The sequence below is a fragment of the Paenibacillus allorhizosphaerae genome (genome assembly GCF_042659105.1).
GTDB classification, from domain to species: Bacteria; Bacillota; Bacilli; order Paenibacillales; family NBRC-103111; genus Paenibacillus_G; species Paenibacillus_G allorhizosphaerae.
On the sequence record NZ_JBHSRV010000025.1, the window covers coordinates 1 to 15,687 of the forward strand.

Genomic DNA, 15,687 nt, shown 5'->3' on the forward strand with positions numbered 1-15,687 from the left:
CGGCCAGCGCGATTAACGCACGTGCTTTTCGCTCGCCGCAGTGCCGTTTCATCAAGGTCTTCCATTTCTGAATCAGGTCCTGTGGTTGTAAATCACGCAGTTCCGCCGGTGTTGGGAACAGACGAAGCGTAGCTAACGAGCCGGCGCCCGTTAGGTTCTTAAAAACCTGCCGCAGCTCGGGAAACATAACGTCAACCCAGCGATGAATTTGGTTTTTGGCACTCACAAGTCGCTTGACTACAAAATTCCGGTTGGAGAGTAAGACACGAAGCTCTGTGAATGCTTCAGGCGTCGTGCGGGCGATGGAGTAATACCCGTTCTTCACCATGTCGGCAATCACAAGGGCATCTTTTTTATCGCTTTTTGAAGGTGTATTGTCACGGTTTTCTTTGTTCTTTTTCACAAGATGCGGGTTCACGAGAACGACTTCAAACTGGCGATCCACAAGCCACTTCGAAATATTGAGCCAATAGTGCCCCGTTGGTTCCATTCCCACAATTACGGCGGTGAAGTGATGGGTGCTTTGCAGCCGTTGGATCCATTGAAGAAGGTTGTGAAAGCCATCGTCGTCATTAGAAAAAGATAAAGGGTTGCCGATCACGATACCGCGAAAGTTTACAGCACGAGCGACATGCGTTTGCTGAGCGATGTCGATCCCAACGACCAGATGCTGAGAGGTAATCCTTTCAAGGAGTTGATTTTGCCGTGCTTGTGATTTAAACTTCATAGTAGAGCGTCCTCCTGGATGATGGGATTTTAAGGGCTATGACCCGTTTCGTACTCCCATCGTACCGAGGCGCTTGTTTTTTTGCAAAGCGGAAATTTAACGCTCTACAGGAATGCTAACGGGGAACGGTAGTTCAATGGAATAATGCAGAGACGAAGCTATATGTATCGAAGAAGTCCTTGTTATTCAAGGGCTTTTTGTTATTGGAAGCATAAGTTTGCCACTGTAATTTGGAAGCATAAGCATGCAATAGCGGCAAACTTATGGGTTAAGTGATAGATGTTTGTGACTTTACTCAAATATTTGCAGTGCCTGGAACGATAAGTTTGCCGATTTTAAAATATGGCTTGATTTTACTGGGTTTTTCTCATGTTCCGCCCTACAAAAAGCGAAAGGCCCCAAGCAATTTCAAAGCCATTTTCTTTATTTATTTTCGTTTAGACCAATTAAAAGTGAACTCAGGGCAAGCTTATCGGTTTTTTTTTGACTTTTGGCAAATTTATGAGTAAACAAGGGGATTACCTCAACAACAAGATTGACACGTTTGTAATAAACTTGAAATCATCTTATCACGGTGTAATTAATGAATGTAGTCTAATAAGATTGACCCCCTTTTTAAAATATAAATCTTAGCCCCATTGCCCGCTGCTGTGGGGCATTTTTTTGCCATTGAACTATTGGGCAGTTAGCGCAAAAAATCTTGCTTAAATGGATTTATATGGTAACATAAGGTGAGAATATATGTTCCCAATAAAAGAAGGTATTAGATATTCATGAGTTCTGAATTTAGTCGTAGATGGTTAATTTCGAAATTTCGTAATGAATGAACAGCAATCAAAGCGAGAGGTGGCCTTATGAATATCTTGAAAAACAAAACCGAGCTGCGAATTATAATCGACGAGCCATGGCAGAAAGAAAGTATTGAAGAAATCGCAAAACGCTTTGAGGTTGCGAATCCGGGAGTAGACGTGATTATCGATGTCGTTGATAACGGTGTAATCCGCTCCGAACTTTATGCTGGCGAATCAAAAGTAGACATTGTCCAGTTGTTTTGCGGCGATATTACGGATGGAAGCCGGGATGGACTGCTGTTGGATTTGCGGCCATGGGTAGAAACGGAGGCAATCGAAGCACTCTTTCATCCATCTATACTGCAGTTTGTGCGAGATGGCGACAACATTGCGGCTATGCCGATAAGTGCTACGATGAAGGGCATATTTTACAATAAGCAATGGTTCGATAAAGCCGGGATCCCGTATCCGGAAGACGGATGGACATGGGACGAATTTCAGGAAACGGCACTTAAGCTTCAGAGCGCAAACGTGGGTCCAGATGAAGAACGTTATGCGGCCCGTATATCTTTCCACAGGGAATATATACGTCTCCTTCTCTTAACTGCAGGCACGGACTTGCTATCCCCCGATCGGACGAGGGCTTCAGGTTACGTGAACAGCTCAAAGGCGGTTGAAACGATCTCGTGGGCAACCGATCTCGTTCGAAAACACAGGGTAGCCTGGGCTACTCACGATTATTTCAAAAACAGCGATTTGCTTGAAAATAAAACCGGGATGATCCTCGATTACTTCATTATGTTGCACGAAATTGAGCCAAAGTTGAAAGAAAATCTTGGGATGGTAGGGGTGCCGTATTTCCGAAGCGGCGAAAGGATTAACGAGCCTTGGGTTTGCGGATTCGGCATCACATCCCGAACCGAGCATCCGGATCTTGCCTGGCAACTACTCCGCGAACTTACCTGCACAAGCAATGAGCTCACGCGGCTTGTAACACAGGGCTTTATCGCTCCGCTTCGTTCGGTATATAAGGAAGTAGGGCACGAGACCGATCCGCTCCGGCGCGTAGTGCTAAAGGAATTTGCTCATGGAGGCCCTCTGCCGGTATCGGCTGCAAATACCAACTTCTGCCACTTTATGGATAGACATGTAAATCCGGCTACGCGCCGAATCGTTTACGAAGGCGCGGACGTGAAGGAGATGCTAGAAACGATTGCGGTAAAAATGGACGAAACGCTAGAAAAGGGAAAGCTGATTTAATATACAGCGTCACATTCAAGAAATATGTTCGGGCAGAACTGTTAGTCAAATTCATCGCTGCAGCTTGCTCAACTAACGGGGAACGATAGCGCAGAAAACGCATTAACGAGGCCGCTGCGGGATCGATCGGGCGGCCGGTTAAGCTAACTGGCAGATTTGCTTAATCCAATAATTCGTAATAGACGGCATTTACATAAGAACGTACGTGCGATATGATGGTTTTGCATATATATCCCAATATAGAGTTGGGGTTGGATTATTTGGTTACATTTGGTTAATTTATTCGGGGAGAGCGACGGCATGGACAAGAATTCTGTTTATAGAACAAACATTATAGGCGGTAGTGAGGTTGGTGCCATCTCGGTCGACATGGATAAGAGTGTTATTCATGAAAGAAATAGCTTATTTTGGAATACAAAAGGAAATGATGTTTTAGGAGCAACCTCACTCCCTCGTTATGGAGCATTTGTCTCAGAAGAAAAATGCCAGCTTTTTGGCGATGTCTCAGGAAAAAAGATGCTGGAAATAGGCTGTGGAAGCGGTCAATCTTTGCAATATCTGGGGGAACGCAAAGCATCTGAACTATGGGGTATGGATATATCAGAAAACCAAATCGAAAAGACAAAGCAACATTTGACGGAGTGCGGTCTTTCAGCAAAATTAATCTGTTCTCCCATGGAAGAAGAATGTGGCATACCAGAGGATTATTTTGACTTTGTTTATTCGATTTATGCCATAGGCTGGACCACCGACCTTGAGGGTACTTTTCGCCGGATTGCTTCTTACCTAAAAAAAGACGGCGTATTTATTTTTAGCTGGTCTCACCCTATACACAAATGTGTTGCTGCAGAAAATAATATGCTTGTTTTTAAAAAATGTTATTTCGATGAATCTTGGTATTCGGTATCTCTTGACGGAAGTACGCTAACATTATCGGATCGTAAACTATCAACCTATGTGAATGCGTTGGCAAAAGCGGGATTTGTCATTGAGCAAATGATTGAGCAATCTGATGATGAAATTATGCAATCGCGTAACAGCGACTTTGCAAAAAAAGCAAAGATGCTTCCTGTAACTTTTGTAATCAAGGCAAGAAAACTATAGGATACCGATAGTTGAACGAAACCAAGAGTACGTAATGGAGGAAAGCGGTGAATGAACAGTTTCACAGTACACGGTACGTTACAAGATCGTAGCATTTCCGTATCGTGGACCGAAGATGGCGGACTCTTGGGCGACGTCGAAGCGATCGAAGCGGTAAAACGAATAGCTTCATTGTACGCCGGCCAAACTATCGAAGTAACACCGACTGGTCCATTTATTACCGGAGACCACTTAGCACACAGCCACGGCGCACTTTATCTGATCAATGAGGCCTTCGACGAGATCGTGGAAATAACCGGTGACAACCCAGCGGACGATTGGGAACCGGGTCGGATATACAGATGAAATTCCATGGAGGACACGTTCAGTGCATCTTTATAGTGGCGACGCATTAACCTAGCAGGAAACGAGAGTGGAGGAGCTTGATTGCAGCTCCTCCTTCTTTTGTTGAAGTAACGGGCAGAATACGATAGTTTAATACCACACGACATGAGGCTGCCGGGAACAGATAGTATATGAATAACGCATCAAGAAAATCGTTTACAAGAGAACAAACGTACGGTATTCTAATTGTATACTGGTAATATATTGAAGTGGAGGGGATAATATTTGAGCCAAAACCAAGCGGAAGAAGTTCAATTAGAGGACATTACAGGAATCACATGTATTTATGTTCCGGTGCAGAACGTCTATGAATCCGTTAAATGGTATCGAAAAAATTTAGGCTGTAGACAACCTAGCAGTCATGATCCCGTCCAGCCTGGAGCGGGAATTGCAATTTTACGTTTTCCCGATCAGCATGATAAATTACCGGGTGCAGGTCTAAGAACCGCGGTACCAGCTATGTTTCTGATCCAATCAGAGTTAGAGGGCGGCCGATTAGGATTTAACAACAATAATGGCAATCGCGTCCTGTCGGCTGTTTCATTACACCGCGCATCCAGGAGTTGTTCGAGCGGTTTAAGGAGAATGGGGTTCACATTGCAGGCGATATTCCGGAAGGTCGAGAATGCGGACCTAACTTTCAGTTCTATGATCTGGATGGGAACTTGTGGGAAGTCTGGCAACCCTGATCCCTTTAATAAAAGTAAAAGGACAAAACCCTCCACGCGGAGGGTTTTGATCTGTATTATGCCCAGCGGCTGAACTAACGGAGAACGATAGCGTGAAAGCCAATAATCAAGCAGGCCACCGTTGATATAAACTCGGTGGCCTTCAGTGTTAACGGGCGGAGTTTAATGATTATTTATATTTTATATTTTTTAGATCGAATGAAGTTGGATTTTTGATAAACCGTCCCAACTCCGGCTTGTAGTGCCGCGCTCTCACATACGGCTTGCCGTCATAGAAATTATACCAGGGGCTGATGATTTGTATTAATCAGCTTTTCGCTCCGGGTGTTTTTCTTATTTTTCCAAAAGGCTTAAAGTACGTAATGAACATCATGAATCCATACGCTGCATTGTTGAAAATCGCGGCCAGCACATTGGCTAGCCATATTGATTGAAAATCTTGCCTTTGCACTGCGGCGAAGCCATATTTCTTCGCGGCGCTTAACAGATAGGCGAACCAATCGTTGATAAAGAAAATTCCAAGCAGGATCGTGACGATCGTCAGGATGAGTTTGACCACGACCCAATAATATTTTGCAATCCCCCAGTGAGTCCATAAAGACAATAACACCCCCGTAAATAATGTTAGCAGGGCAGGGTATTTAATAAGATTGTCGTCAAGGATATGCATGCTTTCCAAAATGTAATAGAGCTGTTCCCCGTTCTCCGCTTTCTTCACATATAACAGCAGCAGTAGCATACATAAAGTTGCGCCAAACCAAGCCGCGACGGAAATGACATGAAGCACGACCAGTATATTTTTTTGTTTCATGCTAAGCTTGTAAGCCATGCTCGTCCCTCCTTTGTCACGATAACTTAGCTTCTCTCGCGGATACGCTTCGCTTGGCCTTTACGAATACGAGCAGGGATACCGAGAACAATACGGCAGCCATCACCGGATGAAAAGCGCCAGCTCCCGGAAAATGAGCGGTAAAGTACTGCGCGTAGATCAGAATGAATATCGCGACACACCACCAGCGCAATGCCTTCGACAACCTGCCCAAAAAAGAAAAAATGAGCATGAGAATGGGGAATAATTCAAATATGCGAACAAATACGACATGGTAACGCCAATAGGACGCATTGGTAAACACCGCCATTCCGGCAATGAAAATCTGGATCGTCACACACAAGACAAACAGACCGGCCAGTCCCAGAAAAATGAATCTGCCTACTTTTACGCGAACATTCACAGTTGTCTCATTGGACATGAAAAGCTTCCTCTCCTTATTATTCTAAAATAAACCGGTTTTCAGGCTTCCGTTTTCATACGTGAACCACGGATTCTTGCGCTTAACACGTTTTTTATTGTAACAACAACATGTTGTGAACTTGTTGCGGTGTTTTACGGGATGGATGAATATTTCCCCGTTTCCCCAAAATAAACCGGATTCCCTATATAATGTGAAGAAACAAACGATACGAAGGGAAGTGATACGGGATGACGCACAAACTGCTGCTGGTGGATGACGAAGAAAAGGTGCTTGAATTTATGGAGCCTTTTTTGCAGGGGGAGGGATACATAACGGTGACGGCAAGAACAGGAAAAGAAGCCCTCGCCAAAGCCCGGGAGATCAAGCCGTCCTTGGTCGTACTGGATTGGATGCTGCCTGAGATGAGCGGTCTCGACGTCTGCCGGGAGCTGCGGAAAATGGGGCCGGTCGGGATCATCATGGTCACGGCACGAACGGATGAAACGGATAAAATTGTCGGGCTGGAGGTCGGAGCCGATGATTACATCACGAAACCTTTTTCCCTGAGAGAGCTGTCGGCCAGAATTCGTTCCGTTCTCCGCCGAATGGACGGACACGCGGTTGCGATGCAAACCCTTCATTATGGAGAGCTCTCGATTTCGGAATCCGAATGTCGCGTATGGAAGCGTGGCCAAGAAATTCCGCTGACTCCGACCGAGTTAAAGCTTCTGCTCACTCTTGCCTCCCGGCCGGGGATTGTTTACAGCCGTCTTCAGCTGCTGCAAGCAGCTTTGGATGACGATATCCTGAATGACGAACGGACGGTAGATGCCCACATTAGCCGCATTCGCAAAAAAATCGAGGATGATCCGTCCCAGCCCGTTTTTATTCAGACGGTGTACGGATTCGGGTATAGATTCGGTGAAAGGACATGAAAGTAAGCCGTAAATTATTTTTCGCGATGGCTGCTTTTATCGTATCCTTATGCGTGGTTTTTGGCGCAGTGACGCAATTGATCGTAAAGGAATCTGTGGAAGCCTTGATCAAATCCAGCCGAGGCGAGGAACTCGAGTCATTGTCCGGGCAGCTTGTCCGGTATTATGAAAATCACAATCGATCATGGGAAGGCATTCAGCGGCCGGATGGCCAAGAGAGCAATTGGAATATCGGCCCGAGTTCGAGTCTCCTTCTGTTGTCCCCTCAAGATCAAATCCTGCTTCGAACGGGAGAGGAAGCCGTTTCACGGATCAAGCATCTGGGGATACAAAAACCGCTGCGATGGCAGGGGGAGTCCATAGCGGTTATGTATTATTACGATCCGGAAGTTGCGATGTTGTCCAAGCTGCGGATCGGCATCCCGATTTCCGTCCTGTTCCTGCTGATTCCGAGTGCCGTCTTGTTTATCGGGATTTCGCTATGGGTCGCCTGGTTGTTATCCAAACGTCTGACCGCGCCGCTCCGCCAATTGATTCCGGTCATCGATCGGCTGGGAAAAGGGGAGTACGGCGTACGGGCTTCCGCTACGGCGAGGGATGAATACGGGCAAGTGGCCCGGGCGTTTAACGAGATGGCGCAATTAATTCAAGCCTTGGAAGAGCATCGCCGAAATATGGTTGCGGATGTGGCGCACGAGTTGAGAACGCCGATCACGATCATTCGCGGCAAACTGGACCTTATACAGCACAGCGGCAGCCGAATCGAGCCGGAGAGCTTGCTTCCGTTGCAGGATGAGCTCATTCGCCTTACCCGGCTGGTCGATGACCTTCACCAGCTATCGTTAGCCGAAGCGAAAAAACTGCCGATCGAGCGCAAAGCAACGAATGTATGCGAACTGCTGCGGCGGATTGTCGATCGGATGACATACGACGCCGATCCAAAGTGTATCCGCATCCATATGGTCTGCGAAGACGACCTCCCTTTGATTGACATCGATCCGAATCGGATGACCCAAGTTTTTCTCAACTTGATCGGCAACGCCGTTCGTTATTCAACCCCTGGCGGCTCTATCATGATTACGATTCGGGCAGAACCGCCGAATAAAGGGGAAGCCGGATATATCCGGGTCGCCGTAGCCGATACCGGTCCCGGGATTGATCCGCAGCATCTTCCCTATCTATTCGACCGGTTTTACCGCGCCAATGAAACGATGGCGCAAAACCGCGGCGGAATGGGGCTCGGACTAGCCATCGCCAAAGGGTTCGTAACCGCCCATCACGGCACCATTGACGTAGAAAGCGTTCTCGGTCAAGGTACGGTCTTTACCATCCGGTTGCCTGTATTCCAACATTGACTTGGGCTGGCTCCCGGCTAACTGCGCGAACCTATCGGGATGGGAATGGGTTTCCACTAACGGAAATGAATAAGAACAAGATGAGGCTGCCGCGGCCTCATTAAGCTAAAGAGCAGATTTACTCAACAGCGGGCACGAAAGAACGGCAGATTAAACGGGCCCATATAATTTTTTCGTTCGTTTCCGATGTCACAAATCAGCGCCTTACGTTGTTATATGTGCAAAACGTAAAAGGAGCTGAGGAAAGATGAACGACTTGACATGTGTCATCATCGGAGGCGGCCATGTAGGGCTTCATTCACTCAAAGCAATAAAGGAAGAGATCCGGGGCATGGCGAACGGGCGGCGGATTCGGTTTGTTCTGATCGACAAGCAGCCCGGTCATATGCGCAAAATGCTGTTGTTCCGGCCGGCAGTGGGCCAGGAAGAGATTATGATTCCATGGACGCATTATTCGTTCTCAGAAGGTGTCGAATTCGTGCAAGGTAAGGTTACGTCCGTGGATAGCGGGGGAAAACAGATTCAATATGAGGATGCGCAAGGTAATCATGCCCGCATGCAGTATGACCTTTTGGTCGTTGCGGTCGGCAGCATCGTTCGGCAACCGGAACCCGATCGGGGCGGCATCGCCTTGACCGACCCGCAAGCCGCGGCGGACATCCGGGAGCGCTGGCGCGCCAACCTGCGAAAAGCTGCCGGTGAGACGAACCCTGAGGAACGAAAGCGACTGATGTCGATCGCGGTTGCGGGAGCGGGCATCAGCGGCGTTGAGACATCCGCCGAGCTGGCGCTTGAGATGCGGAAGGAAGCATCGTCACTAGGATTGAACCCGTCCGATATCTCTGTCTATTTGCTGAGCGGACAGAAACGATTGTTCCTGGAAGGGCCCGAAAAAGTCGGAAAAAGATTGGATCAGGTGCTCAGCGAATGTGGCGTAAAAGTACTTTACAACATTAAGGTGATGCAGGCGGAAGCAGGAGCGGTGAAGCTCAGCAATGGCGATCTTCTGCCGGTTGGCGAATGTATCTGGACAATTGGTCTGATCCCGAATCCGGCCCTTCGAAGCATGGGTTTGCCGCTTACTCCGGATGGTCAAGTGCTGGTGGATGAGTGCTATCGCGTCAAAGGGGCGCCGGGCGTTTACAGCATCGGCGACTGTGCGAGAATCGTCGATCCGGAAAACGGCAAGGCGGATCTGATGAGGGCCGGAGAAGGTGTGCTGCAGGCAGATAGACTGGGGAAAATCGTGATGGCCGATCTGGAGGGCCGCCCCGCGCCGGTTCACAAATCCGCCAGCTCGATACTGGATTTCTTCTGCATCGGCTTGGGGGAGAATCGCGGATTTGTATGGGGAGGCAAATGGGGACTTAATATGATCATAACGGGAAAGCTGGGGTGGAAAATCAGGAAACTGGCATGGGATAAAGGCAGTATGCTACGATAGCACTAGGTACCAATATCAACAGCCGGAAAAGGTGAGACGGTGAATGGAGAAACTGTACGGTCAATATAGAGCGCTTCTGTTCACTCTGGCATATCAGTTGACAGGCTCCGCTGCAGACGCGGAAGATGCGGTGCAGGACGTGTTTGTTAAGGCGTGCCACGTACTTCCCGAACATCTGGAGGAGCCGAAGGCGTATTTGTGCAAAATGGTAACCAATCACTGCCTCAATCTGCAGAAGTCGGCGCGGAAGAAGAGGGAAATGTACGTCGGTCCGTGGCTCCCCGAACCGGTTCGGACGCCGGAGACGGATCCGCTCGAGACGACGATCGTCCGTCGCGATCTGCTATCCTACGCCATGCTCGTGCTGTTGGAGCGGCTGACGCCGACAGAGCGGACGGTTTTCGTCCTGCGTGAGGCACTGGGCTTCGATTATCCCGAAATCGCGGAACTGCTCGGCAAGCAAGAGGCGAACTGCCGCAAGCTGTTGAGCCGGGCAAGAAACAAAATGGGCATATCCGAGGATGAGCCGGTTGCGGCCGAAGCGGTCGAATTGGAATGGGTGAACCGGTTCCTTACCTCCCTCGAGCAAGGGAACGTCGATCATGTGGTGTCATTGTTGACCGAAGACGTCATGTTCGTCGCCGACGGAGGCGGGAAAGCAAAAGCGTTCAGGCATCCGGTGCAAACGCGCGAGCACGTGGCCCGAGTCCTGCTCGACGGGATACAGAGCTTAAGGTCCTATTTTCAGGGAGATTTTCACTTCGAGTTTTCCCCTCTGAACGGTGAGACCGGTATCGTAATCCGTTCGGGGGACGAAACCGTGGCCGCTTTATTCATACAACTCCGACGCGGAAAGATTGCCAGAATGTATGCCGTACGAAACCCGGATAAGCTTGTCTGCGTTTAGGCGTCGACTGCAGATTTTTCAATCATGTTAAGGAAACGGGAAATGAAGATATAAGCGTTCCAAGTCCCCTGTTAAGGAAATATGTCAGACGTTAGATTTCCAGCGATTAATGGTTGACAAGAACATGGTTACATTTAACGAGTACGTTAGATAGCGCGGCGATGGAACCGATCCATCGCCTGTTTTTGTTGACGCGGATTTTTTCAATCCTTTAACGGGCAGATTTGTTCAACAAACGGGCGAACAATTACGTATGGTTGTTTTACAAAATTTACCTTATAATAAGGTTTAATTCTTGATATCTAGGAGGAATCTTGGTGTCACAAAAATTAACTGGTGATTACGGAATAATGGTTCGTGTAAAAGATTTAGAAAAATCAAGTTCTTGGTACTGCTCTCATCTAGGCTTTACACTTGGACCACATAATTTTAACGACTTTGTGGAGCTTCATATTAATGGTATAAATGTTCTTCATCTCTTAAGATCAGACGACCTCCGCCCCATGACTAAGGCTAATTTTGCGTTATACATCAACGATAGTGACGGTTTACATAAAAACTTAAAAGAGAAAGGTGTAACAGTAACCGATATTACCCGTCGATCCGATCATGCTGAGTTTTCACTAACAGATTTAGATGGAAACACGATTGGATTAACTCACTGGTTTTAATAGAAATTGTTCCGCTAACGGAGAACGTTTGTTCAATAACGGGATGTGATATCGATTAGGTCAAAAGCAATCAAAAGAACAGTGCGGGATCTCTACTCTTCGATACCGGATCAACCCATCTATATTTGTATTCCCAGACTCCGGTTAATCCGTAAAGTATTATTTTATTGGCTAGGTCTCTTCATAATATTTATATTTTGTGCAGGACTTTTTATCTTTAGCATGTTGCCGTGTCTTTTCTACTTAATCTATTCGTATACTATGTTTTCGAAGACTTGGAAGATGTATGGATATTCTATTGCCTTATTGCATTCGCTTACATGTATTATGGCGATTTTATTATTGATAACCGCAACCCAGATTAGAAATGTAATTTTAACATTTATACTATGAAAGGGTTGGAAGTGAAAATGTCAGATGGAAGCATGATAAGTTTACTGTATCCAAAAGATGATTTGGAAGGAAATCCACAACATGCAACGTTGGATATTTCCTCTATAGCGGATTTGTCTGCGGATGCCATTATACAGTTTCTCCGGTACAACTCGCGTTATTTTCAAAATCACAAAAATCCAATTGTATATTTTACAAACGATATTGAAGTGATCCGATACAGACTTGATGTAGTGGAAGATATACTGAATAATGAATCGTTATTTATATTGCTTACGAAATTGCTTCCCGATCTGGAAAATATGAGGGAGCTCTACTTAGCTGGGAAAGAACAAAGTAATGATATAACCTCCTCCCTGTACAGCATATCCGAACTTCAGCTTTATACGGACTGCATTGAACGATTACATACTCATTTTCAAAAAAAGGATTTGCAATTATCTTCATTAGGGATGAAATCATTCGTATCGGAAGTGGCAAGCGTTTACGAAAGTGAAGGCTATCAGACTTTAAAAGTTGAAGCTGAGAAAATCTCCTATAGCGTTCGCAACATTAAAAGCATAACCATCGGCGTCAATCTTGATGCTCAATTAAATCCTGTTGAAGCGGGACTTGTTTCCGTAAATAAATCTTATTTTAAATCGGGAAATATCATTGATAAGCTGTTAAGATTAGATTTTCAAAATGATGAATTTACTTGTCTGGCGCCACTCGAAGCATCAGGAAAAGGGTTAAGCAATGAACAGCATGCCAAATTTGGCAGCGCAGTGAAAAGCACCCTCCATTCCGTTCTTATGGGCTCGGTAAAAAACTGGAAACCTGCTGTTAGGTCATATACGAATGTAAAATCAAAATTTCTTCTCCGGCTTATAGACGAAATAAGATTCCTTTTAGGTGGAGTTTCACTTCTGAGAAAGCTTAAAGCCTCGGGAGTTCCCATTTGTAAGCCTCATGCGGAATATGCCGGGAAAAGAAGCTTTACTTGTAAAGGTTTATATAATCCAATGTTAGTATTAAAACAAGAACAGCAACCAGCAGATGTATATCCCTCCCATTTCATCGTTCCAAATGATATCGACTTTGATAATAACAGCATGGTTTATATCCTGACAGGTCCCAATCAAGGGGGGAAAACTGTATTTACCCAGGCGGTGGGCATCGCACAGCTGCTGTTCCAGCTTGGTTTGTTCGTTCCCGCTTACTCCGCAACGATTAGCCCTGTGGAACGAATTTATACCCATTTTCAGAACCATGATAATAGAAGTTCAAATGGGAGGTTTGGTGAAGAGTGTGAGCGGCTAATGAAAATTTTTTCCAAATTAACGCAACATAGTTTATTACTCATGGATGAAACTTTTTCAAGTACGAGTGCAGCTGAAGCGACTTATATTGCGGAACAAGTTCTCGTAGGTCTGCGTGCTGCTGGATGTCGGGTTATCTTTGCCACTCACCTGCATGATCTTGCACGAAACATTAACGAAATGAACAAGAATTCATCTTATACAAGCCGAATAGACAGTCTTGCAGCCAAATTAGTTGAAGATTCATCCTCACCCGGTAAACGAAGCTTTAAAATAGATCGAGCTCGTCCCGAGGGAAACAGTTATGCTAGGGATATTGCAGAAAAATATGGGTTAACACTTGAAAATCTTTTGGTTACTTTGGAAGAAAAAAAATAGCCCAAGCGTACTGCGATTAGTGGTGTTTCTTACAATAGGGACGGACGAATCCTTGCTTTTCTCCAAGGGATTGCATCCAAAAGCCTTGGGTCCAAGAATCAGCTGCTTGTCCACGTTAACGGGCAGCCGGGCCTTTTGTTGAAAAGGGATGGCGAATTCTTTGGAGTTTTGTCCTTCCAGTTCGACAGCAATTTGCGGCCTGTCCGATTGTTCATCGTTACGAATCCGGATAAACATATCACGGGCAGAAGACATACCAAGCACGGCCTCGTCTTTGACTATATCCTTCAATGACCCTAAACATGCTGCAGTCCGCAGTTACGTGTGCGTTCTCCACACAAATGATTTCGAAAGTGATGACCGCCCATTGGCACCTGTCGTTATTGTATAAGGCTGTTTATCACTCCAGGTTGACTCCAAACATAAAAATACCGCCGGGGATACCGCCTACACGGTATTATAGAGGTTTTCTATGCTAGAATTGAAACATAAGAATTTTATGAAGAACTGTTTAAATCGACTGACATAATGAAAATTACTTCCTCAGTATTCAATAATGGAGGATGCAGCGATGACCATTAAAGAGCAGACGATTTTGAATTCATTTGGAAACAAAATTTTTACCCAGGATAAAGAAATCCATGTTGTCAGCAAAATGGAAGAACCGCTTATTTTAATATTGGACAATGTTTTAAGCTGCAAAGAATGCGACGCGTTGATTGACTTAGCTAAACATAGAATGCAGCGAGCTAAAATCGGCAAATCTCGCGTAGAAAGCGATATTAGAACAAGCAACAGCATGTTCTTTGAAGAAAGCGAAGATGAATTGATTCAAAAAATTGAGACCAGAGTTTCTGAACTGATGAATATACCGGTTTCACATGCTGAACCGTTGCAAATTTTACATTATAAAGCCGGGGAACAGTATCACCCCCATTTTGATTATTTTACAGCCGGAAACGTTGTAAACAATCGTATCAGCACATTGGTAATGTATTTAAATGACGTGGAAAATGGAGGCGAAACGTATTTCCCCTCGCTTCGTTTTGCAGTAACGCCGAAAAAGGGAAGTGCCGTCTATTTTGAATATTTTTATAACGATAATCGCTTAAATGAACTGACGTTGCATGCGGGAAATCCCGTTACAATCGGGGAAAAATGGGTAGCGACCCAGTGGATGAGAAGGCAAAGAAATCGCTACATATAAAGGACGAAATTGGCCCACTTACGGGGACGATGCTCAGCAAAATGCCTCCGTGATATTGATCATGAGGCCTTTTTTATTAGATTAGTAAGCTTAGTGATGGAACCCAATCCATCGTTGTTTTGCATTTAAGGCGCTCGCGCTTTAAAGACAGCTTAAGAACAATCATATTTAATAAAAAGTAGTTATGGTTAAACAAAAATTGCGATTATTAGGGGGATCATATGGAGTCGAAAAGAGTAGCGGCCGAGAAAGCTGTGGAGTATATACGTGACGGTATGGTCGTTGGTTTAGGTACTGGGTCTACTACTTATTGGGCTATTCAAAAATTGGGGCAGAAAGTAAAGAGCGGTCTAAGTATAAACGCTGTAGCAACTTCCATTAACTCAGAAAATTTGGCTAAGGAATTAGGAATTCCGTTAATATCAATTTCTAAGATTGAAGAAATTGATATTACAATTGATGGAGCTGATGAGGTCGACGACGAGTGGAACTTAATAAAAGGTGGTGGAGGCGCACTCTTACGTGAGAAGATCGTAGCTTCTTTTAGCAATGAACTAATCATTGTGGTCGATGAAAGCAAAAAGGTAAATCGACTAGGTAAATTCCCCTTACCTGTTGAATTAGTAAAATTCGGATATGAGGTTACGCAGAAAAAAATAAGTAAGCTCGGTTGTGTTACAAAATTACGGATTGTTGATAATAAACCATTCATTACAGATAACGGAAATTACATTGTTGATTGTGATTTTGGAAATATAGACCATCCAAAAGACCTTCATACCGCAATCAACATGATACCAGGAGTCGTAGATAATGGACTATTTATAAAGATCGCAACGAAAGTAATTGTTGGTTATCAGGATGGATCAATTGTAGATTTATAAAAATCACGAGCGTTAAGCTAACGGA

General features: G+C 45.4%; 15 protein-coding genes. 11 read left to right on the top strand and 4 right to left on the bottom strand.

Annotated features, from left to right (window positions below):
* Positions 1-727: IS110 family transposase (locus tag ACFQI7_RS35085; protein WP_377518416.1), on the bottom strand; the 727-nt coding region annotated here is incomplete at its 3' end.
* An 854-nt stretch (positions 728-1,581) separates the two neighbouring features.
* Between ACFQI7_RS35085 and ACFQI7_RS35090 the strand changes: the two genes are divergently transcribed.
* From ACFQI7_RS35090 to ACFQI7_RS35100, 3 genes are all read left to right on the top strand, one after another.
* Positions 1,582-2,778, top strand: coding sequence for an extracellular solute-binding protein (locus ACFQI7_RS35090; protein ID WP_218102936.1), 1,197 nt, complete (start codon positions 1,582-1,584; stop codon positions 2,776-2,778).
* A gap of 300 nt (positions 2,779-3,078) precedes the next feature.
* Positions 3,079-3,882, top strand: a complete 804-nt coding sequence (locus ACFQI7_RS35095) for a class I SAM-dependent methyltransferase (RefSeq protein WP_218102935.1) — start codon at positions 3,079-3,081, stop codon at positions 3,880-3,882.
* A 51-nt stretch (positions 3,883-3,933) separates the two neighbouring features.
* Entirely contained in the window at positions 3,934-4,227 is a 294-nt protein-coding gene (locus tag ACFQI7_RS35100) for a hypothetical protein (protein ID WP_218102934.1), read from the top strand.
* A 1,035-nt stretch (positions 4,228-5,262) separates the two neighbouring features.
* On the opposite strand, the gene ACFQI7_RS35105 is transcribed toward ACFQI7_RS35100, so the two are convergent.
* Both ACFQI7_RS35105 and ACFQI7_RS35110 read right to left on the bottom strand, forming a co-directional pair.
* Positions 5,263-5,784 (bottom strand): hypothetical protein, encoded by a 522-nt coding sequence (locus ACFQI7_RS35105; RefSeq protein ID WP_218102933.1) that lies wholly within the window; start codon positions 5,782-5,784, stop codon positions 5,263-5,265.
* A 16-nt stretch (positions 5,785-5,800) separates the two neighbouring features.
* Complete coding sequence (locus tag ACFQI7_RS35110) at positions 5,801-6,205, bottom strand: DUF6220 domain-containing protein (RefSeq protein ID WP_218102932.1); 405 nt, start codon at positions 6,203-6,205, stop codon at positions 5,801-5,803.
* A gap of 230 nt (positions 6,206-6,435) precedes the next feature.
* Between ACFQI7_RS35110 and ACFQI7_RS35115 the strand changes: the two genes are divergently transcribed.
* From ACFQI7_RS35115 to ACFQI7_RS35140, 6 genes are all read left to right on the top strand, one after another.
* Positions 6,436-7,122: a response regulator transcription factor gene (locus ACFQI7_RS35115; RefSeq protein WP_218102931.1), complete on the top strand. Its 687-nt coding sequence runs from the start codon at positions 6,436-6,438 to the stop codon at positions 7,120-7,122.
* Positions 7,119-8,477, top strand: a complete 1,359-nt coding sequence (locus ACFQI7_RS35120; protein WP_218102930.1) for a sensor histidine kinase — start codon at positions 7,119-7,121, stop codon at positions 8,475-8,477. Before ACFQI7_RS35115 ends, ACFQI7_RS35120 begins: the two co-directional genes overlap by 4 nt.
* A 247-nt stretch (positions 8,478-8,724) precedes the next feature.
* The gene (locus ACFQI7_RS35125; protein WP_218102929.1) at positions 8,725-9,921 is read left to right on the top strand and encodes an NAD(P)/FAD-dependent oxidoreductase; all 1,197 of its coding nucleotides are present in this window, start codon (positions 8,725-8,727) and stop codon (positions 9,919-9,921) included.
* 43 nt (positions 9,922-9,964) lie between these two features.
* Positions 9,965-10,828, top strand: coding sequence for an RNA polymerase sigma factor SigJ (gene sigJ / locus ACFQI7_RS35130; protein WP_218102928.1), 864 nt, complete (start codon positions 9,965-9,967; stop codon positions 10,826-10,828).
* Positions 10,829-11,145: 317 nt separating this feature from the next.
* Entirely contained in the window at positions 11,146-11,499 is a 354-nt protein-coding gene (locus tag ACFQI7_RS35135; RefSeq protein WP_218102927.1) for a VOC family protein, read from the top strand.
* Between the two features lie 410 nt (positions 11,500-11,909).
* Positions 11,910-13,571 (top strand): MutS-related protein, encoded by a 1,662-nt coding sequence (locus tag ACFQI7_RS35140; RefSeq protein WP_218102926.1) that lies wholly within the window; start codon positions 11,910-11,912, stop codon positions 13,569-13,571.
* Here the strand turns inward: ACFQI7_RS35140 and ACFQI7_RS35145 are convergent.
* The gene (locus ACFQI7_RS35145) at positions 13,527-13,862 is read right to left on the bottom strand and encodes a hypothetical protein (protein WP_377518421.1); all 336 of its coding nucleotides are present in this window, start codon (positions 13,860-13,862) and stop codon (positions 13,527-13,529) included. The genes ACFQI7_RS35140 and ACFQI7_RS35145 overlap by 45 nt on opposite strands.
* 280 nt (positions 13,863-14,142) lie before the next feature.
* Here ACFQI7_RS35145 and ACFQI7_RS35150 point away from each other — a divergent pair, with 280 nt between their 5' ends.
* Together ACFQI7_RS35150 and rpiA are read left to right on the top strand one after the other, a co-directional pair.
* Positions 14,143-14,778, top strand: coding sequence for a 2OG-Fe(II) oxygenase (locus ACFQI7_RS35150; protein WP_218102925.1), 636 nt, complete (start codon positions 14,143-14,145; stop codon positions 14,776-14,778).
* Positions 14,779-14,999: 221 nt separating this feature from the next.
* A complete protein-coding gene (gene rpiA, locus ACFQI7_RS35155) occupies positions 15,000-15,662 on the top strand; it encodes a ribose-5-phosphate isomerase RpiA (protein ID WP_218102924.1) in 663 nt (220 codons plus the stop codon).
* The last annotated feature ends 25 nt before the right edge of the window (positions 15,663-15,687 follow it).